We start from the raw sequence: 18,992 nt of genomic DNA, 5'->3' as shown, positions 1-18,992 counted from the left end.
TGAAGATTAAAAAAGGGCTTGGCGGGAGTCCCGGCAAGCCCTTGAAAATGTCCCTTCATGTGGGGGAGGAACGCGTGAAGTCTGCCTAATGCCCAGCCAATCTGCAAATTCATAATAATGAGTGTTAACTGCATTATTTTTGAGATTAAGCCCCTTTCATCGGTTCACGATGACGAGATGCAGGTGTAATTAGGGAGGCGTTGCCGACACGTGATTGGGATTGTCAGACGCCAATTTTCCCAGAACGCGCTCATAGACCTCATTGTTTAACAGTCGCCCTTCGATAACGCCGCGCAAACTTTCGTTATTGGCCATGGGGATCTTGAGCATCAACAGCGCATCGCGCAGCTTGACCAGCCTGCTCAGTTCCGGCACGTCTACCGGATCCGGGCAGTCTGCCGTCGGGGCTGTGGCACACAAGTCGGGTTCAGGTGCAGGCTTAGTCTGGGCAAACAAGGAATAACTCATCGTGTCGTGCTCCCTAAGTAAGGCTATTTGGACAATACCGGGCAGTGTCTTGTTGAAAAGTGCCAACCAAGCACTCAGTGCTTCGTTAGGCAATTTTCATGGGCTGAACGGTATTTGGGCTATCTGAGGGGATGGTTCAGATCTGGTTTCTCAACTGAATGGGGGCAGAGTTCGTGAATGCCATTTATCGCGATACAAACAGTGACATTAAGGGCATTTACTTGGCTTGGGATCTGGGATTTGTGCGAACGATTGTAAAGTGCCTAGCCCCCTCAGTCTTGTCAGTCAATGCGTAACTATCAATAAGATTTACGGAGATATTCGTGGGATTGTTCAGCGTGTAAAGGAGGAGTTTTGAAGGGCTTAATTCGTACAGCGGCAAAGGCGATGTCGCCCTTTGTAGGGGTGACATTTTTTACGTCCAGGAACGCTCAGGTAATAAAGTGAAGTATTTTTCGCTGGCGTAATGGCGCTCAGTCAATCGGCTCTTGTCGCCAATGCCTACTTATAGTGCGAAACCATTGGCAGGAACGGGCCCTTTCAGCGGCGGCCTTGGGAAAATGAAAGATGGCATGTTGACACCCTCTTCAGCAGAATCCGATGGGGTTCAGGCATGAATAGGTTCGCTGAGGGAGTTTCTTGCAGCAATCGCACTCCATTAGGGCCCTTTTTATCGCTTTTCAGGTTTTGCTGGACAAATAGATGTCATTTCAGTTGCTGAGTCGATAACTCGGCCTTAGACTGCCGCCCCTCGTAAATTGAGTGCCGGGTGGCGCTTGAAACAGATGGCACCTGACGGGTTGGGGCGAATATCGGTCAGAACGCTCCCCAGTTCGCCTTAATGCACGTATTTTTTATAGAGAAATCAATGACAAAGGATAAGTTGCTGGCCATGCCGGCGGATGACTACATGAATGCCGAGCAACATGCTTTTTTCAGCGAGCTGTTGCAAAACATGAAGGTTGAAACCCACGAGCGTATCGAGCAGAACCGTATCGCGATTGAAAGTCTGGATACCCCGGCCGACCCTGCGGACGCTGCTTCGGTAGAAGAAGAGCGCACCTGGCTGGTGAACTCCATCGATCGTGATCAACGTATGCTGCCTCAATTGGAGCAAGCGCTGGAGCGCATTAAAGAAGACAGCTTCGGCTGGTGTGATGACAGTGGCGAGGCCATTGGCCTTAAGCGCCTGCTGATCAGCCCGACGACCAAGTACTGCATCGAAGCACAAGAGCGTCACGAGCAAATCGACAAGCACCAGCGTCAAGCCTAAGCGCCTGCGCAGGTGTCCTCACGGGTTTTGCGCCGCGTGCAAACTGAGTGAGAACACCTGCGACGTTGTCGGCCGCATTGATTCAATTTTTTGCCCCACGCAACAGGCATTCGCACTGTTGTTCAGCCGCCCCGCTGTAATCCGTGCACATACAATCTCAGGGTCTTGAGCTGGTCGCTGCTGCTGAGCACCCTTATATTTGGCCGCGCATTTCCGCGTGCAACCTAATAAGGAGATGGCAGCATTCATGAGCAATTCCAGCGACACAGGACCTGTGTTGCGTGTCGGTGTTTTTTTTGACGGGACGGCAAACAACACGTTCAACAGCCTGTTGGGGCAGGAACGTCAAGCACAGGGCCTGAGGGTTGACGCGGGCAGCAGCTATGACGGTGTTGCCACTAATGTTGCCCGGCTGTATCAGTGCTACCCGGTGCAATCAAGCTTTGATGCCACGGGCAAGGCCGTCACTTCGCTGTATGTCACCGGCATAGGCACGACCACCGGCCAGGCGGATACGCGCTTTCCGGCGCAGACCTATGGGCGCGGCAACACGGGTGTGCTGGGCAAGGCAGAAGAGGCTCAGGCGCAACTCAATCGGTGCCTGACAACGTTCGTGCAAGCGCTGGCGCCTCACACCCTGAGCCGCTTGCAACTGGATATATTTGGTTTCAGTCGTGGCGCAGCCGCGGCCCGGCATTTTACGAATCTAATCAACGCGACTGATTTCGCTGAACACTTTGTGCTGGCGGATGATTTTACGTGTGAGATTTGTTTTATCGGGCTGTTCGATACCGTGGCGGCCATGGGTGGGTTGGCCGATTTGGGCGATATCGGCGACGACATCAATCCGGGGCTTAACCTTTTTCTGGGCCCTGAGTGTGCGCGTCAGGTGGTGCAACTCAGTGCCAGAGACGAGCACCGTAGAAATTTCGCCCTGAGCCGTATTGCTCCGCAGTGGCCGCTGGATATAGCCCTGCCGGGCGTGCACGCCGACGTGGGTGGTGGCTACCCGCTGGAGATGGAGGAGCAGGTGTACCTGACGCGTTGGCAAACTAATCTGGTTAGCCCGTCCACACCGCTCAAGTTGACCCGTGCGTGGGCGGTCGCCGAGCAAGACCTGGTCGAGTGGCAGCGTCAAGACTTGTTGGACCCACAAGACCCGAGTCGACTGCTGGAGATCCGCAGCGAGTCACACCCCACAGGCTCTCGCCAAGACCCGATGCAGCGTGTGCAGGCGGCCGTATTCATGCAGCGCAGGGTGTTTGGGCACTTGTCGCGTGTGTACTTGCGGATCATGCACCGACTGGCGTGCGATCAGGGTGTGCCTCTGTGCGCATTGCCCGCCGCCGTGATCGAAGTACCCGACGAACTGTCAGCGATTGCCGTCAGCCTGGAGGCGCAAGTGCGTACGGGCGTTATTGAACTCAGCGCTGAGCAGGAGCGTCTGTTGCGCCAACGCTATGTTCATCGCTCAGCCCACTGGAATGCGGGCGTAGGCATGGGGACGGGCGTGATGGATCAAGCTTTTTTCAACCGGCCGCGCGAAGGCGGGCGCTCGGTGTTCGATCAGCAAATGCCGCTGGATGAATGGGTCTAAGGCGAGGATTGTTACCGATCATGCAATTGAGCTATGCCTCAGATAGCTTTTTCCCGTGATCGTTAGTCACTAAAATGGCCGACATCGTTAGGTGACTAACTAATTGCTGGAGAATTCATCATGCCTTATCAGGTTGATGTAGCCGTCATGATTGGCAGCGGTGTTCCCAAAACCTTGCGCGAGGTCGGGCAAAAAGCCTGCTGGGTGGTTTTGGTCAACGGGGAGCAGCGTGGTACGGCTTTTTCTACTCGCCTTGAAGCCGAAGAGTGCCGCGCAGCATGGCTTGCGCAGCTGGGAAGCCAGCACAGGGCTTGTGCGGGTAATGCCCGGCACGCCTGAGCCAGCTCGTCCCGGCGGGGGTCAAGCGTTGAAGGCGCCTGCATCGACTGCGTTTTTCAACGCCTGGGCCGACTCCAGGCCCGCAGCTTTGGCGCCTTCGGCGGTCTTGAACCAGCGATCCTTTTCGACCTGATGATAAGTAACCGTGGAGAGCGGCGGCTTGGCCCGCATCACGATCACGGCCTGAAACTCGCCTTCGACTTCTCTGACGTCTCCGTGGATGAAAAACTCGCCAATATCAAATTCCGTCACGTGTCACGTTCCCTTAAAGGTAATGGAGCCCGGCGAACCCGGCTTCATGGGCCAAGTCGATTTTTTGGCGAGTATGGCAGTAGTTGATGAAGAGTGGCGCAGATAACTGACCGGTGTAACGAAAGCCTCGCCATTTGCGGCGCTATTACGTTAAAAAAGTTAGAAATCCTTGATACCCATGAGGATGTTTATACCCAACGCCGGGCATGGCCGGTAGAATGCCGTCCCGACTGATTTGTTTATCTGTTGTATTCGTTCTGGTTCTGGCTGATTTTCTTCAGTCATTGGCGCATCGTTCGCCGGGGAAATCAGAGTGCGGATCCTCTAGTCTTGATGGTTCTTGTCTCCCGACTCCAGCAGTCCGGAGCCATTGCTGTACTCGTTTTTTTTCATTACGTGGCTGATGCCTTTTTTTGCTGCCTTTTTATTCCGGCAGTTCCACTTCAGGTTTCGAGGGTTTTTCGTTGGCAGTCAGCAATTTGGAGATGCATGCGTTATTCGTTTTGGGTGACTTGCGGGCTCGGCTGGTAAAGCTGTTCCACTCCCGTTTTGTTTATGTCACCGAGCAAACGGCGGAAGGTATTTACATCGCCGAAATCGACACTGAAACAGCGCTGGTTGTAGATGACAAACCGGGTCTTAAGCTTAAAGTCGGTGATCATTTCAGCGCCGCCGTTTTGCCCAGTCGCGAAGGCGGTAAATTCGACATCAAGTTTCGTGAAATCAAAATGACGGTTTATGGTATTGGCGACTATGCCTATGTCACTTCGCCTGAGGGTGAAGGCGTGGTCTTCAAAGAAGGTCAGACGGTCATGCTGGTATTTGCGGCCAACCAGCAGCTTGAAGGCGGGTTGACCAAAACCCTGAAGGCGATCACCAAGAAGGCTGCTACCTGGCCCAAAGGTGTGCTCAAGTTCAAACCCAGCAAAGAATAACCCTGCGCGCCTAGTCGCTGACGAGGGACGACGGCTGCGATTGGCGGCGCAGCCGTCGTAAAACCCTTCCAGCCAAGACCTCAGCCCTGCTGCGATGGCCGGTTGGCGGGTTTCGGCTACACCGAGTTGTCCCGTTTTGCGAGCGCTTCGCGCTCGAGCGCAGCCTTCGTTCCTCGTCAGCGGGTACGAGGTCCATGTTTATCCCCTCCAAACAGCCTAAGCCTTATGGACGATGTTCCAGGCACAGCTGCACCTGATGATCACTCCCACTCAATGCGGGGTGGTTGATCAAGCCGCAAGCAAAAAACAATAAAAATTTGCGAGGGATCGTGTGCATGGGCGCCATCGTCTGTTCATTTGCTGTGCGAGGCTGCGATGAAAATTGCGCCTGAGCTCACCACCACCCAGCGTCTGGTCAATCAGTGTGCCGAGCGACTACTCGCCCACCGCAAACCCCTGCTTGGATTGTTTCTGCTGATCACCTTGGCGCTTGGCTATAGCGCCACCCAGGTACGGCTCGACCCCGGCTTCAACAAACAGATCCCGGTGCGCCATGCCTACATGCTCAACTTCCTGGATTTCAGCCGGATTTTTACTGGCGCCAATCGTCTACTGGTCAGCGTGCACTGGAAGGGCGAGGGCGATATCTATAACCCCGAATTCCTGCAAACCCTGCAACAGGTCACCGACGACGTGTTCTATATCTCGGGCGTCAGTCGTCCCAGTGTGACGTCGCTGTTTACCCCCAACGTGCGCTATATCGAAATTACCGAAGAAGGCTATGTCGGCGATCTGGTGGTGCCGCCGCAATATGCTGCGACGCTTGAGGACTTGCAACAAGTGCGCAGCAACGCCGCCCGCTCCGGGCAAATAGGCCGTCTGCTGGCCAATGACCTGAAATCGGCAATGGTGCGGGCCGACCTTCAAGACGTTGATCCCAAGACCGGTCAGCCGGTGGACTATGTGCAAATTGCCCAGCGCCTTGAGGACATTCGAAGCAAATACAGCAGCGCTGACATTGACATTAATATTGTCGGTTTTGCCAAGCTGGTCGGGGATGTCGTCGAAGGCCTGAACACCGTGATCGGCTTTTTCGCCATCGCCTTTGTGATTACCGGCGTGTTGCTGTGGGTGTACTCACGCTCGTTACGCTTGACGGTGGTGGCGTTATTTGTCGCCTTGTTGCCGGTTATATGGCTGCTCGGCCTGCTGCCTTTGCTGGGCTTGGGGATCGACCCGATGTCGATTCTGGTGCCGTTTCTGATTTTCTCGATTGGCGTATCCCATGCCGTGCAAATGACCAATGCCTGGAAGCAGCAAGTGCTGGCGGGCAGTGATTCGGTGACCGCCGCCAAGGCAGCATTCAGCACGATATTTATCCCCGGCGCATTGGCGCTGCTGATGAACGCACTGGGGTTCGGGGTGATCATGCTGATCGACATTCCTATCGTCCATGAGTTGGGCATCACCGCCTGCATCGGTGTGATGCTGATGATCATCACCAATAAAATCATGCTGCCGCTGATCATCGCGCACTTGCGCCTTGAGCCTCGCCTGATGACTGCCCGTGCACGTCTCAACGAGCAGCGTCACCCGTTGTGGTGGCGTTTATCGGCACTGGCCACGCCCGGCCCGGCCCTGTGGGTGTTTGCTATCAGCCTGTTATTGCTGGCAGCGGGGGCTTACAAAGCCCGGGATCTGGCCACCGGTGACATCGGCGCCGGTGCCCCCGAGTTGCGCGCAGACTCGCGCTACAACCAGGACAATCACTCGATCATCAGCAGCTACTCCATCGGTCTGGATGTGCTGTCGGTGTTCCTGACCATCAGCGATCGTAGCGAGGCCTGCCTTGATCCGGCTGTGATGCGCGCGGTTGAAACCTTCGATTTCAAGATGCGCGAGGTGCCCGGCGTGCAGTCGGTGCAAAGCGTGGCGGGCATGGGTAAAGAGGTGATTGCCGGCAACAATGAAGGCAACCCGCGCTGGGCCGCCATACCGGGCTCATCCCAAGGCTTGCAGCAGGGCGCCTACGCCTATTCGCCGGATTCGGGGCTGGTCACCGATGGTTGCCAGCAGATGCAGATTCTGGTGTTTTTGGCTGACCATGAAGGCGCCATCGTGGCTCACGTGCTCAGCGAAGCCAAACGCATCATCAACGGTATTCAAGTACCGGGTGTGAGTTTCAAATTGGCGGGCGGCAATATCGGGGTGATGGCCGCGTCCAATGAGGCCGTCAAGCAAGCCGAAGTGGTGATGCTGGCTGCCTTGTTTATTTCGGTGGCGCTGTTCTGCCTGCTGACCTTCCGCTCACTGCGCGCGGTGCTGTGCATTCTGGTACCACTGGCGATTGTCGCGGTGCTGTGCAATGCCTTGATGGCGCTGCTGGGCATCGGCCTGAAAGTCGCCACCTTGCCGGTCATGGCCTTGGGTGTCGGCGTGGGTGTGGATTACGGCATCTATCTCTATGAGCGCATCGAGCATGAAATGGCCGAGGGTCAGAACCTGCGCGAAGCCTTCTACCGGGCCATGTGCCAACGCGGAACGGCGGCAGTGTTCACTGCGTTGACGATGTCGCTGGGGGTGTGCACTTGGGTGTTTGCCCCGCTCAAATTTCAGGCCGACATGGGCGTACTGCTGGCCTTTATGTTCATGGTCAACGTTCTGGGCGCGATCTTCCTGCTACCGGCGCTGGCCGCGTGGTTCAACCTCGGCAAGCCGCTGGTGGTAGACAAATCACCCGTAGCAGCTGCCGCAGGCGGCGTTCGGGCGCGCAGCGGCCGTGAAGCGCTTAACGCATCCATATCGACAGATTGAGTGGTTCGCATCAGGACCGCTTCGCGCTCCAACGCAGCCTTCGGCAGCTGCTACGGGGTTTTGCTTACCGACAAAAACAACAAGGAGACCCCCATGCGACGACTCTCTCAGATGGGCGGCTGGCTCTCAGTCGCTCTGGCCTTACACAGTTACAGCGCGCTGACGCTCGCCCAGGCACCCGCTGACCAGATTGCCCGGTTGGGCAAGGATCTGACCTGCGTCGGTGCGCAAAAAGAAGGCAATGCCGAGGGCACCATCCCGGCCTACAGTGGCCAATGGCTGGGCGCGCCGCCCGGCATCAAGTTTGAAGGCACAGGCAAACACCCGATTGACCCGTACCCCAACGAAAAACCGCTGTTTGTAATCACCGCGCAAAACCTCGACCAATACGGCGCACATTTGTCCGAAGGCCAAAAAGCCTTGTTCAAGCTCTACCCGGCAACGTTCCGCATGCCGGTTTACCCCACGCACCGCGACTTCCGTTTCGCCGACAGCGTGTGCAAAGCCACTCTGGAAAACGCTTCGGTGGCCAAGTTGGTGGACGATGGCGAAGGGGTCGTGGCACGTACAGGCGGCGTGGCGTTTCCCATCCCGCAAAGCGGAATCGAGCTGCTGAAAAATGCCTCGTTGTTCACCGTGCGGGCCTGGACCGAGGAATACACCTCCGACAACGCCTACGTGCTCAAGGGCGGCAATATCAACTGGGGCCGCGTGCACTCGCGCAACCTGGCGCCGGGCCTTGCGCCGGGCAAGATCGGTGACACCACCGGCAACTCTGCCTATTACCTGAACGAAACCTTGCTGCCGCAACGCGACAAAGGTGAAATCAACACCGGCACCGAGTTCTGGAACGACAAGACCGAGCCTCGCCAAAGCTGGCGCTACGACCCCGGCACACGCCGCGTTCGCCAATCACCGGGCTATGGCTTCGACATGGCATTCCCAGGATCGGGCGGTTCGATCACGGTCGATGAAGTGCGGATCTTCAACGGTTCGGCTCAGCGCTACAACTGGAACATTGTCGGCAAAAAAGAGCTGTACATCCCGTACAACACTGCGCGCCTGCATGCCAACAACCTGAAGTACGCGAACATGCTCACGCCCAACCATATCAACCCCGACAACATGCGCTACGAGCTGCACCGCGTCTGGGTTCTGGAAGGTGTGCTCAAACCGGGTAACCGCCACCTATATGGCAAGCGCACGATGTACATCGACGAAGACACCTGGTTCCCGATCATGGGTGACAACTACGACAACCGTGGCGAGCTGTGGCGCACCTCGATGGTCAACTACTTTTACGCCCCCGAAACCCAGACCTGGCAAGCCGGGGTTGGCCTGTATCACGACTTGAACGCTGGCAGCTACTTGGCCTTCAACCTGATCAACGAACAGCGTGACGGCTACATCCTCAACAAAGGCGGGTTTGCTGCCGGTGACTTCGGCCCTGAAGCCGCCCGCCGCGCCGGCAAATAACCCACACTGCGCACCGACATGACTGCCACAGGTCCGCCTGTGCGCAGTCGGCGGCGCACCGCTGGACATGGGCACAAAAACAATAAAAAGGAGCATCGCATGTTTACGCAGTACACACGCATCAAGCCTGTCAGCCGTGTGCTGGGGGCCGGTTTTCTGAGCGGGTTGAGCACCTTTGCATTCGCTTTGCCGACGCTGGAGCTGGGTGAAAATACCACCCTGGACTCCAACCTGACGGTCAACTACACCGCCTCGATGCGTACCGTCAAACCTGACAGCGAATACCTCAACAACCTCAATTACGACGACGCCACGCGCAACTTCAAACGTGGCTCGCTGATCAACAACCGCGTCAGTGTGTTTGGCGAGTTGATGCTCAAGCATGAAAACCTGGGTGCGGTGCTGCGTGGTAGCCATTTCTACGATGAGGTGTACCACCAGAGAAACGCCAACGACTCGCCCGACACGGTCAACAAAACCGGGCGTTATGACGAATTCATCAGTGATACGCGCAAACTCAGCGGCAGCAAGGCGCGCCTGCTGGATGCTTACGTGTATGGCGATTTCACCGTCAATGATGATCAGTATGTATCGCTCAAGGCCGGGCGACATCTGGTGGCGTGGGGCGAAAGCCTGTTCTGGCCCAACATCAGCCAGGGGCAGGCACCGGTGGACTCGACCAAATTCAACGTGCCGGGCACTGAAGCCAAAGACGCCTACTTGCCGGTCGGGCAAGTGTCCGGCTCCTGGTCGGTCAACGAAGACTTGGCCTTGCTCGGTTTTTACCAATACAAATGGGAAGAAACCCTGCTTAACCCGGTGGGGGACTATTTTGGCAGTGACACCTTTGGCCCCGGCGCCGAGTTCTATCGGTTGGCCCCGGGAGTTATCCAAAATTTGCCCGACCCGCAGTTTCGCGCTGTGGGCTATGGCGGGTCAGTCAAGCCCGGCAACAGCGGCGAGTGGGGGCTGGGCACCCGTTACCGGTTGACGCAAAACACCGAGATCGGTTTATTTCATTACCGCTATCACGACCGCGTGCCCGCGCTGTTTTTTGACTTCACAGGGCAGACGCACTATTCATCGCTGGGCAAGGTCGGCGGCAACGGCAATGGCCCGAGTTATCAGTTGGGCTACTTCGACAACATCAAACTGACCGGCGTGAGCTTTACCACCAAGGTGGGCGATTCGGTGCAGTTTGCCGGTGACCTGAGCTATCGCGACGGTGCAGCGGTGTACCTGAGCAATGGCGCTCCGGCCCGTGGGCAAGTGTGGCAAGGCAACTTGAATGCCGTGTACATCATCGGGCCGACGTTTATGGCTCAGCAGACCACCTTGATGACCGAGGTGGTGCATCAGCGAATTCAAGGCGTTGATGACCTCACCATCACCGGCGGCGGTGCTGGAACTGACGGCACATTCAACAAATTTGTGTATGACGGCCAGACGCGAGGGTCGAGCCTGTTGGGCGTGGGCGCGTACTTCGATCACCCCAGCGTATTCAATGGCTGGGACTTGACCACCAAGGCGACATGGACGCAAAACATTGATGGCAGTGCCTATTCGGGCTTGGGCCGCGCCGAGAAACGCTTGACCGTGGGCGGCGACTTCAAATACCTGGGCAACTTCCAGTTGGGGCTGACCTATGTGGCGTACTTGAGTTCGGCCAACATCGCCCAAGGGCGAACGCTGTCTGACCGCGACTACGTGTCGTTCAACGGTAAATACACATTCTGACCCAGCAATGCGTAGCAGTTGCCGCAGGCGACGTCCGGCGACGCAGTCGTCGTAAATTGAGTGAATGGGGTTTGCCTGTACACCCCCCATGCTCTGGTTTTACGATCGCTGCGCAATCGGACGCAGCCTTCGGCAGCTGCTACGGGCTAGGCATCAGCTCAACGGCGGGGTGCGCGGTGGAATCATGCGCTTGCTGCCGGTCGCTTCAAACGCTGAGGCCAGTCGCAGCAGCGAGGAGTCATCGTACGCACGGCCCGCAAACGTCAGCCCCACCGGCATGCCAATGTCGGCCATCACGCCCATCGGCACGGTGACAGTCGGCACGCCCAGATGGCGAATAGCCAAATTGCCGTTGGCCACCCACACGCCGTTGCTCCAGGCAATGTCCGCCGACACCGGGTTCACATCGGCATCAGCCGGGGCCACATCGGCGACGGTTGGAAACACCACCGCATCCAGTTCGAGCCGGTCCATCCAGTCTTCCAGGTCGAGGCGACGGGTCTGCTCCAGGCCACGCAAACCGTCCGGCAAGGAACTGATCTGGTCCCACGGGGTGATCCCGCGCTGGGCCATGCGCACGTATTCGTCCATGCCCGCGCCCAGATCATCTTCACGATTGGGCAACGTGCCGGGGTCGTGGGGGAAGATCTGTGCGCCGTCGACGTCCGCCAGGCAGTTGAGCTTGGGATCGCCATTGGCGCGCAAAAAGTCATCGAACGCCCAGGCCGACAGCTCCCACAATTCGTCGCGCAAGAACTCCTTGGACACCAAACCGCGGTTAAACACGGTCGGCGCGCCAGGGCGGTCGCCTTCGCAATTGGACACCAGCGGGAAATCCACCTCGATCACCACACCGCCTTGGGCTTCGATGGCCGCACGTGCGGCTTGCCACAGATCAATCACCGAGGCGCGGGTGATGATGCGTTGGCCGGTCGGGCCACCGATGCCCGGCGCTTCCGACGTACCGGCCTCGGGGTCGGCATTGATGTACATGCGCGGTACGCCGAAACGCTTGCCCGCCAGCGCATCAGCCTTGACCGCAAGGGTTGCATAAGATGAAGGGCGCACACCGGCGACACTCGGAATCGGCACCCAGGGTTGCAGGCGCCACAGGTCGCCACGGGTGTCCGGGTCGGCGGCGACCACCACTTCCAGCACTTCCAGCAAATCGGCCATGGTGCGGGCAAAGGGCACTACCACGTCCATTGTCGGGGTCAACGGCCAGTTGCCGCGCACGGAAATCACGCCGCGTGAGGGCGTGTAGGCGCACAGGCCATTGTTGGAAGCCGGGCCCCGGCCGCTCGACCAGGTTTCTTCGGCCAGACCAAAGGCCGAAAAACTGGCGGCGGTGGCGGTGCCTGCGCCGTTGGACGAACCCGACGCAAAAGGTGCCGTCAAATAGTCTGGGTTGTACGGGCTTTCAGCACGGCCATACACACCGCGCTGCATGCCACCGTTAGCCATCGGGGGCATATTGGTCTTGCCCAGGCAGATGGCTCCGGCACCGCGCAATCGTTCGATGGTGAATGCATCACGGTAGGCAATCAGGTCCTTGAAGGCCGGGCTGCCAGAAGCCGCCGTCAGGCCTTTGACCAGATAGCTGTCCTTGGCGGTATAGGGAATGCCGTCCAGCGGGCCGAGGGTTTGGCCGTTGGCCCGGCGTTCGTCAGAAGCCTGCGCTTCGGTCAGCACGTCAGGGTTGCGCACCACTACCGCGTTCAGCGCGGTGGGGGTGTTGAGGGCGTCATAGGCGTCGATGCGCGCGAGATAGGCCTGCACCAGCTCCACGGCTGTGGTCTGGCCGGACTCAAGCGCCGCGCGCAGGTGGGCAATGGAAACCTCGGTGACTTCAATCATGCGCTTACCGCTGGTGGCTGATGGGGGTGGCAGAGCTTAGCGAAACTTCGGCCTGCTGGGCCAGCCCATGTGACCGTTAGCGCGCGTTTTTTCACCCTGATCGGTATCGGCAGGCCCCCGGATGCAGACGCGGAGCGCTGCAAGCACAGGTTTGAGCATGGCAAGCACTGCGCGCCGTGTCGACGCGCAGGGTGCAGTCCGGGGTCAATCCGGGGGCGTTACGTTGCGCCGAAGCGACAGGTAAAACATCGCCACGGCGGCGATGACGATGCCCGGTGCCGACGCCAGCATGACGCCGGCGGTGCCGGTGCCCAGTGCGAGCATTTTGCCGGCCACCAATGGGCCGCTCATGGCGCCTAGCCTGCCGATGGCCACCGCGCTGCCCACGCCTGTGGCGCGAATGGACGGACGATAGAAGTGCGGCGCCAGCGCATACAGCACGCACTGGCCTCCGGTCGCAAAAAAACCGGCGACAAAGCCTGCCAGCAGCATGCTTTGCAGGTCAGTGGCCAGTCCCAGTGCGATCAGTGACAGCAGAATGCCCACGTAGATCAGCGCCGACAGTGCCCAGGCCGGCAGCCGATCCATCACCCAGCCCAGAAACAGCGTGCCGACGGCGGCGCCCACTTGCAGGGCGAGCATCACCCAGCTGGCCTGGCGCCCGCTGAAACCCTGACCGATGACCAGACTCGGCAACCAGTTGATCAGGATGTACACCACCATCAGGGTGAAGAAATAGCTGACCCAGATCAGCATCGTGGGCAGGGCTGCGCCTTCGCGGAACAGACCCTGCACTACGCCCACCGGCACCGCCTCCTGAGCAGTGCGAAACTGTAGCGACTCGGGCAAGTACAGGGCCAGCAATGGCACGATTAACAGCGGCACAACACCGCCCACGTAAAACACGCTGTGCCAGCTGCCGCCCAGATCGGCGATGCCGATAATCGCTGCCAGCCCGGCGCCCAGCGGCACGCCGCAGTACATCAGGCTGACCGCCATGCCCCGCAAGCGCGGGCCGGCCACCTCGCTGGTCAACGCAATCAAGTTGGGCAGGGCGGCGCCCAGGCCCACCCCGGTCAGGCACCGGGCAATCAACAGGCTATTGAAATCCCAGGCCAGGGCCGTGACCAGTGAGAACACCCCGAACAGGGCCACGGACGCCATCAGCACGCGTTTACGGCCGATGCGATCCGCCAGCCGACCACCTGCGAGCGCGCCGGGCAGCAGGCCGAAGATCCCGGCGCTGAACACCCAGCTCATCTGCAATTTATCCAGTTCAAAAGCGGCGGCCATGCCTTGGGCCGCGATCCCGGCGGCTTGTAGATCGAGGCCTTCCATTAGGGCCACGAGGAAACACAAAGCGATAGTGCGCACCACCGGCAAAGTGGTGGTGACGTTGAGCGATGTCATGGGCTGTACCCGTTTTATTGTTGTAGTACGCCCCGTAGCAGCTGCCGGAGGCGGCGTTCGATTGCGCAGCGATCGTCCATTCAGAGCACGCGGTAATGCAGGTGAACCGCGTGAGCCGGATTGACGACGACTGCGTCGCCGAACGCAGCCTTCGGCAGCTGCTACGGGGGTAAGGGAGCAAGACTCAGCGTTTAAGCAAATCCAGCGCCACGTCGACGATCATGTCTTCCTGACCGCCGACCATGCGCCGTTTACCCAGCTCGACCAGAATGTCCAAGGTCTTCAAACCGTACTTCTGCGCGGCGATTTCGGCGTGGCGCAAGAAGCTCGAATACACACCCGCATAGCCCAGCGCCAAGGTTTCGCGGTCGACCCGCACTGGCCGGTCCTGCAATGGCCGCACGATGTCATCCGCCGCATCCATCAAGGTGTACAGGTCAGTGCCGTGGTTCCAGCCCATGCGCTCAGCAGCCGCAATGAACACTTCCAGCGGCGCATTACCGGCCCCGGCGCCCATGCCCGCAAGGCTGGCGTCGATCCGGTCACAGCCTTCTTCAACCGCCGTGATCGAGTTGGCCACGCCCAGCGAGAGGTTGTGGTGGGCATGCATGCCGGTTTCGGTTTCAGGCTTGAGCACCGCTTTAAACGCCCGAAAGCGATCACGAATATCCTGCATGTTCATCGCTCCGCCCGAGTCGGCCATGTACACGCAGGTGGCGCCGTAGCTTTCCATCAGCTTGGCCTGCGCGGCCAACTGCTCGGCTGGAATCATGTGGCTCATCATCAGAAAGCCCACCGTGTCCATGCCCAGTTCACGGGCGTATTCAATGTGCTGTTTCGACACGTCGGCTTCGGTGCAGTGGGTGGCAATACGCACCACCCGCGCCCCGGCGTTATACGCGGCCTTGAGGTCATGCACGGTGCCGATGCCGGGCAGCAGCAAGGTGGTGATTTTGGCGTGGCTGATCACGTCCGCTGCTGCTTCAATCCATTCCAGATCGGTGTGAGAGGCAAAACCATAGTTGAAGCTGGAGCCTTGCAGGCCGTCGCCGTGGGCCACTTCGATGGCATCGACACGGGCGTTGTCCAGCGCGCGGGCAATGTCTTGCACGTTCTTGATCGAGTACTGATGACGCACCGCGTGGCTGCCGTCGCGCAGGGTCACGTCGCTGATGTAGATCTTTTTACCGTTCATGGTTTTCTCCTCAGGCGTTAAGCATCGACAACGCCATGCGCTCGGCGGTGGCCAAGGCAGCGGAGGTCATGATGTCGAGATTGCCGGCGTACGCGGGCAGGTAATGGGCAGCCCCTTCGACTTCGAGAAACACTGAGGTCTTGAGGCCGGTAAACGTACCCAAGCCGGGAATCTTCACCGGGTTATCGTGTGTAATCAGGTCAAATTGCACGCTTTGCTTCAAGCGATAACCCGGCACATAGGCCTGCACCGCGGCCGCCATTTCGACGATTGAGGCTTCTACCAGCCCGAGGTCGGCCGCTTCGGACAGCACAAACACCGTGTCGCGCATCATCAACGGCGGCTCGGCCGGGTTCATCACGATGATGGCCTTGCCCTTGGTCGCGCCGCCGATCACTTCGATGGCCTTGGAGGTGGTTTCGGTGAATTCGTCGATATTGGCGCGGGTGCCGGGGCCGGCGGATTTGCTGGCAATCGAGGCGACGATTTCGGCGTAGTGAACCTTGGCCACACGGGACACGGCCGCCACCATCGGAATGGTCGCCTGCCCGCCACAGGTGACCATGTTGACGTTGAGCTGATTGAGGTTCTGTTCCAGATTGACCACGGGGACGCAGTACGGGCCAATGGCCGCAGGTGTCAGGTCAATCAGGCGGATACCCGGTTTGACCGAGCGCAAAAAGGCGTCGTTCTTGATGTGAGCTCCGGCTGACGTGGCATCGAACACGAAGTCGATGTCCTTGAACACGTCCATGCGGGTCAAGCCCTCGACGCCTTCGTGGGTAATGGCCACGCCCATGCGTTCGGCGCGAGCCAGACCGTCAGAAGCGGGGTCGATGCCGACCATGACGGCCATTTCCAGGTGCTTGCCGTTGCGCAGAATCTTGATCATCAAATCGGTGCCGATATTGCCGGAACCGATGATCGCGACTTTAAGTTTCTTGTTCATTATTGTTGCCTCATGTGCACGCAGGTTGCCGGTTGCCCGGCGGTGCCTGTCTTACGAGAAATCCACGCCGACCTGGCCAATGCCTTCGATGTGCGCTTCAAAACGATCCCCGGCGGCCACGGCCACCATCGGCCCCAGTGCGCCGGTCAAAATGATGTCGCCGGCCTTGAGCGGATTGCCCAGTCGCGCCATGGTGCGGGCCAGCCACACCGCTGCATTGATCGGATGGCCCAGGCATTGCGCGCCGCTGCCGGTGGACACTTCTTTATCGTTGCGGGTCATGCGCATAACGGCGTTGCGCAAATCCAGCCCTTGAATGCGCTGAGCCGGGCCGCCCAACACATAGCAGCCGCTGGACGCGTTATCGGCCACGGTGTCGACGAAACGGATATTCCATTGCTGCACCCGACTGCCGACGATCTCCAGCGCGGGCACAACCCAGCCCGTCGCGCTCATGACTTCGTCAAAGGTGGTGTCGGCGTGGGGCAGATCGTGTTGCAGGATCAAGGCGATTTCTGCCTCGATTTTGGGTTGCAGCACGCGCTCCAGCGGCACGGTCTGGTTGTCGCCATAGCACATGTCGGCAAACAGGGTGCCGAAGTCCGGTTGGTCGACGCCCAGTTGCGCTTGCACCTTGGGGTTGGTCAGGCCAATTTTACGGCCGACCACACGGCGGCCATTGGCCACGCCGTGGGCGACGTTTAGTTGTTGAATGGCGTACGCAGCGCTGGCGTTGTCTTCACCGATCTGCTCGCGCAGCGGCCCAATGGCTTCACCGCTGATTTCAGCCTGGCGCAGGTCGGCGGCCAGTTGCGACAATGTTTCTGGGGTCACATTCATAAGGGTCTCAGTCATCAATGGGTGAGGAAGTCCAGCACCATGCGGTTGAACGCATCAGCGTGTTCCCACTGCGCCCAGTGCCCGCAACGGTTGAATACGTGCAGTCGGGCGTTGGGCAGGCCGGCCAGCAGGCGCAGGCCGGTGTCCATCGGCACAAAACGGTCATCACGGCCCCAGACCAGCAAAGTCTCGGCGGTGATTTCGTGCAGGCGATGGCTAAAGTCAGGGAATTGCTTGGGGTTGAGGGTGCTGCTTTTGACGAAGTTTTCCAGATGGTCGCGGCGCGACAGAATGTTGTCGAGGCGGGTCTGAAACAGTTCTTCGGTCAAGCTGCTGGCGTCGAACACGAAGACGCTCATCATCTTCTTCAGGTTGTCGATGGTCGGATCGCGGTACAGCGCGCCGATCAGCTTGATGCCTTCCGTGGGTTGCGGCACAAACGCGCTCGGGCCGCCGGTGCCGCCGCCCATCAGGATCAGCTTGCCGATGCGCTCCGGGTTTTCCAGAGCAAAGGCCACGGTGCTGTGGGCCCCCATTGAGTTGCCAATAATGTGCACGCGGTCCAGATCCAGCACATCCAGCAACCCCTTGAGCGCGGTGGCATTGAGGTTCGAGCGCGAGCCTTGGCTGACAACCGGGTCGCTTTTGCTCCAGCCGGGGCAGTCGAGCAGGATCACTCGGTATCCGGCGTTGACCAAGGGTTCGATATTGCGGTTGAAGTTGGCCCAGCCGCTGGCGCCGGGGCCTGAGCCGTGAAGCATGATCACGGTTTCGCGGCCTTGGCCGACATCGTTGTAATGCAGGTGTAAGTCCAGATCGCCTTCTTTGATGCGGGCGAACCGGCTGGTGGACGCTTCAGTGAATGCAGTGGCAGTCATGGCAGTGTTCCTTGAATTCAAAGGGAGGTGTGCAGCGGCTTCGCGCCCAAAGCGCCGAAGCCTGCGATCCACTCGGGAATCGGGCGGTAGTAACGGCCTTCGGCCTGGTAAGGGCCAAAAGCTGACAAGGCGGCGAAGGCGGCCACCCAAGTCTTCACTTCGTGGGTCGATTTACCAGCCAGCGCCGACAGTTCGTCATTGCCCAAACCATCGAAGTCGCTCAACCGGCCTTGTTCCAGGGTGTCGAGAAAGTGCTGGTCCCACACAGGGTTCAGCGGGTGCAAGCTGTTCTGGTCTTCGACAAAGTGGCGTGCCGCCTGAATCACCCGTTGCTGGCGTGCCTGACGTTCATCGGCGGGCAACTGGCGGCCGCTGCCCATCAAACGGTCGGCCATGCGCGCATCGACCTTGGCCAACTCCGGCACGGGGGGCTGATGGGACAGGCCGCCGGAGGCCAGAAACAGCACGCGCAGGTTCAGCGATTTGGCCCATTGGCCAATGGCCTCACCGAGCAATCGCGCCCGCTTGAAACCCGGCAACGGCACTGCCACCGAGTTGATAAAGACCGGAATCACCGGGCACTGGCGCAACCCGCCCAGCAGCAACTCCAGCGGTTGCGCAAAGGCGTGGTCGACCTGCATGCGGTAGGACACGGCGGTATCAATACCCGCGTCCATGACCGCCTGTGCGCAGTCTTGGGCCAGCGCTTTGGGCACGTCCAGCGGCCCGGCGGCGGTGTCGAAATCACCGATGGCCTCGGCGGCCATGCCAATGCAAAACGGCGGCATCACGTCGTAAAAAAAACCGTTGTAGTGATCCGGGCCGAACAGCACGATCAGTTGTGGATCAAAACGGGCGATACGCTCGCGGGCCTCACCGATCATGGCGTCGACTTCGGCCAGCACCTCAGGGGCCGGATCAACGAAACCCACCAGCGGGGTATGCGACAAGCAATGCAGATAAGCGCTCATC

At 59.1% G+C, this 18,992-nt stretch carries 16 protein-coding genes; 7 read left to right on the top strand and 9 right to left on the bottom strand.

Going from position 1 to position 18,992, the window contains the following annotated elements; translation table 11 throughout:
• Positions 1 to 189 precede the first annotated feature (189 nt).
• The gene (locus tag ACI7MX_RS19880) at positions 190 to 468 is read right to left on the bottom strand and encodes a hypothetical protein (protein ID WP_314483369.1); all 279 of its coding nucleotides are present in this window, start codon (positions 466 to 468) and stop codon (positions 190 to 192) included.
• Between the two features lie 868 nt (positions 469 to 1,336).
• Between ACI7MX_RS19880 and ACI7MX_RS19875 the strand changes: the two genes are divergently transcribed.
• The 3 genes from ACI7MX_RS19875 to ACI7MX_RS19865 all read left to right on the top strand — a co-directional run bounded on the left by ACI7MX_RS19875 (position 1,337) and on the right by ACI7MX_RS19865 (position 3,677).
• Complete coding sequence (locus ACI7MX_RS19875; RefSeq protein ID WP_122783642.1) at positions 1,337 to 1,741, top strand: TraR/DksA C4-type zinc finger protein; 405 nt, start codon at positions 1,337 to 1,339, stop codon at positions 1,739 to 1,741.
• A gap of 247 nt (positions 1,742 to 1,988) precedes the next feature.
• Positions 1,989 to 3,338 carry a phospholipase effector Tle1 domain-containing protein gene (locus tag ACI7MX_RS19870; RefSeq protein WP_405590945.1) on the top strand — a complete coding sequence of 450 codons (1,350 nt, stop codon included), beginning with the start codon at positions 1,989 to 1,991 and terminating at the stop codon, positions 3,336 to 3,338.
• A 120-nt stretch (positions 3,339 to 3,458) separates the two neighbouring features.
• Positions 3,459 to 3,677 carry a hypothetical protein gene (locus tag ACI7MX_RS19865; protein ID WP_314483376.1) on the top strand — a complete coding sequence of 73 codons (219 nt, stop codon included), beginning with the start codon at positions 3,459 to 3,461 and terminating at the stop codon, positions 3,675 to 3,677.
• Between the two features lie 21 nt (positions 3,678 to 3,698).
• Here ACI7MX_RS19865 and ACI7MX_RS19860 read toward each other — a convergent pair whose 3' ends face one another.
• Positions 3,699 to 3,929: a hypothetical protein gene (locus ACI7MX_RS19860; RefSeq protein WP_405590948.1), complete on the bottom strand. Its 231-nt coding sequence runs from the start codon at positions 3,927 to 3,929 to the stop codon at positions 3,699 to 3,701.
• A gap of 464 nt (positions 3,930 to 4,393) precedes the next feature.
• Here ACI7MX_RS19860 and ACI7MX_RS19855 point away from each other — a divergent pair, with 464 nt between their 5' ends.
• The 4 genes from ACI7MX_RS19855 to ACI7MX_RS19840 all read left to right on the top strand — a co-directional run bounded on the left by ACI7MX_RS19855 (position 4,394) and on the right by ACI7MX_RS19840 (position 10,891).
• Positions 4,394 to 4,864, top strand: coding sequence for a hypothetical protein (locus tag ACI7MX_RS19855; protein WP_199750909.1), 471 nt, complete (start codon positions 4,394 to 4,396; stop codon positions 4,862 to 4,864).
• Between the two features lie 375 nt (positions 4,865 to 5,239).
• Complete coding sequence (locus ACI7MX_RS19850; protein ID WP_405590951.1) at positions 5,240 to 7,678, top strand: RND family transporter; 2,439 nt, start codon at positions 5,240 to 5,242, stop codon at positions 7,676 to 7,678.
• 93 nt (positions 7,679 to 7,771) lie between these two features.
• Complete coding sequence (locus ACI7MX_RS19845) at positions 7,772 to 9,154, top strand: DUF1329 domain-containing protein (protein ID WP_405590954.1); 1,383 nt, start codon at positions 7,772 to 7,774, stop codon at positions 9,152 to 9,154.
• A gap of 99 nt (positions 9,155 to 9,253) precedes the next feature.
• Positions 9,254 to 10,891 carry a DUF1302 domain-containing protein gene (locus tag ACI7MX_RS19840; protein WP_405590957.1) on the top strand — a complete coding sequence of 546 codons (1,638 nt, stop codon included), beginning with the start codon at positions 9,254 to 9,256 and terminating at the stop codon, positions 10,889 to 10,891.
• 153 nt (positions 10,892 to 11,044) lie between these two features.
• On the opposite strand, the gene ACI7MX_RS19835 is transcribed toward ACI7MX_RS19840, so the two are convergent.
• From ACI7MX_RS19835 to mhpB, 7 genes are all read right to left on the bottom strand, one after another.
• A complete protein-coding gene (locus ACI7MX_RS19835; RefSeq protein WP_314483387.1) occupies positions 11,045 to 12,748 on the bottom strand; it encodes an amidase in 1,704 nt (567 codons plus the stop codon).
• 204 nt (positions 12,749 to 12,952) lie between these two features.
• The gene (mhpT, locus tag ACI7MX_RS19830; protein WP_405590960.1) at positions 12,953 to 14,158 is read right to left on the bottom strand and encodes a 3-(3-hydroxy-phenyl)propionate transporter MhpT; all 1,206 of its coding nucleotides are present in this window, start codon (positions 14,156 to 14,158) and stop codon (positions 12,953 to 12,955) included.
• A gap of 184 nt (positions 14,159 to 14,342) precedes the next feature.
• The gene (gene dmpG, locus ACI7MX_RS19825) at positions 14,343 to 15,353 is read right to left on the bottom strand and encodes a 4-hydroxy-2-oxovalerate aldolase (protein WP_314483391.1); all 1,011 of its coding nucleotides are present in this window, start codon (positions 15,351 to 15,353) and stop codon (positions 14,343 to 14,345) included.
• Between the two features lie 10 nt (positions 15,354 to 15,363).
• Positions 15,364 to 16,302 carry an acetaldehyde dehydrogenase (acetylating) gene (locus tag ACI7MX_RS19820; RefSeq protein WP_405590963.1) on the bottom strand — a complete coding sequence of 313 codons (939 nt, stop codon included), beginning with the start codon at positions 16,300 to 16,302 and terminating at the stop codon, positions 15,364 to 15,366.
• Positions 16,303 to 16,353: 51 nt separating this feature from the next.
• Positions 16,354 to 17,142: a 2-keto-4-pentenoate hydratase gene (gene mhpD / locus ACI7MX_RS19815; RefSeq protein ID WP_405590966.1), complete on the bottom strand. Its 789-nt coding sequence runs from the start codon at positions 17,140 to 17,142 to the stop codon at positions 16,354 to 16,356.
• 14 nt (positions 17,143 to 17,156) lie between these two features.
• A complete protein-coding gene (locus ACI7MX_RS19810; protein ID WP_405590969.1) occupies positions 17,157 to 18,020 on the bottom strand; it encodes an alpha/beta fold hydrolase in 864 nt (287 codons plus the stop codon).
• 17 nt (positions 18,021 to 18,037) lie between these two features.
• Entirely contained in the window at positions 18,038 to 18,991 is a 954-nt protein-coding gene (gene mhpB / locus ACI7MX_RS19805) for a 3-carboxyethylcatechol 2,3-dioxygenase (protein ID WP_405590972.1), read from the bottom strand.
• Position 18,992 lies beyond the last annotated feature (1 nt).

The sequence above is a fragment of the Pseudomonas sp. 2024-210 genome, assembly GCF_045062345.1.
Classification (GTDB): domain Bacteria; phylum Pseudomonadota; class Gammaproteobacteria; order Pseudomonadales; family Pseudomonadaceae; genus Aquipseudomonas.
This window is presented reverse-complemented; position numbering and strand designations above follow the sequence as displayed.

Excerpts from the sequence above, each read along its gene's own strand:
- dmpG (WP_314483391.1), bottom strand. The coding sequence starts at position 15,353 with ATGAACGGTAAAAAGATCTACATCAGCGACGTGACCCTGCGCGACGGC.
- ACI7MX_RS19865 (WP_314483376.1), top strand. The coding sequence starts at position 3,459 with ATGCCTTATCAGGTTGATGTAGCCGTCATGATTGGCAGCGGTGTTCCC.
- ACI7MX_RS19880 (WP_314483369.1), bottom strand. The coding sequence starts at position 468 with ATGAGTTATTCCTTGTTTGCCCAGACTAAGCCTGCACCTGAACCCGAC.
- ACI7MX_RS19875 (WP_122783642.1), top strand. The coding sequence starts at position 1,337 with ATGACAAAGGATAAGTTGCTGGCCATGCCGGCGGATGACTACATGAAT.
- ACI7MX_RS19840 (WP_405590957.1), top strand. The coding sequence starts at position 9,254 with ATGTTTACGCAGTACACACGCATCAAGCCTGTCAGCCGTGTGCTGGGG.
- ACI7MX_RS19835 (WP_314483387.1), bottom strand. The coding sequence starts at position 12,748 with ATGATTGAAGTCACCGAGGTTTCCATTGCCCACCTGCGCGCGGCGCTT.
- mhpB (WP_405590972.1), bottom strand. The coding sequence starts at position 18,991 with ATGAGCGCTTATCTGCATTGCTTGTCGCATACCCCGCTGGTGGGTTTC.
- ACI7MX_RS19845 (WP_405590954.1), top strand. The coding sequence starts at position 7,772 with ATGCGACGACTCTCTCAGATGGGCGGCTGGCTCTCAGTCGCTCTGGCC.
- ACI7MX_RS19870 (WP_405590945.1), top strand. The coding sequence starts at position 1,989 with ATGAGCAATTCCAGCGACACAGGACCTGTGTTGCGTGTCGGTGTTTTT.
- mhpD (WP_405590966.1), bottom strand. The coding sequence starts at position 17,142 with ATGAATGTGACCCCAGAAACATTGTCGCAACTGGCCGCCGACCTGCGC.
- ACI7MX_RS19810 (WP_405590969.1), bottom strand. The coding sequence starts at position 18,020 with ATGACTGCCACTGCATTCACTGAAGCGTCCACCAGCCGGTTCGCCCGC.
- mhpT (WP_405590960.1), bottom strand. The coding sequence starts at position 14,158 with ATGACATCGCTCAACGTCACCACCACTTTGCCGGTGGTGCGCACTATC.
- ACI7MX_RS19850 (WP_405590951.1), top strand. The coding sequence starts at position 5,240 with ATGAAAATTGCGCCTGAGCTCACCACCACCCAGCGTCTGGTCAATCAG.
- ACI7MX_RS19820 (WP_405590963.1), bottom strand. The coding sequence starts at position 16,302 with ATGAACAAGAAACTTAAAGTCGCGATCATCGGTTCCGGCAATATCGGC.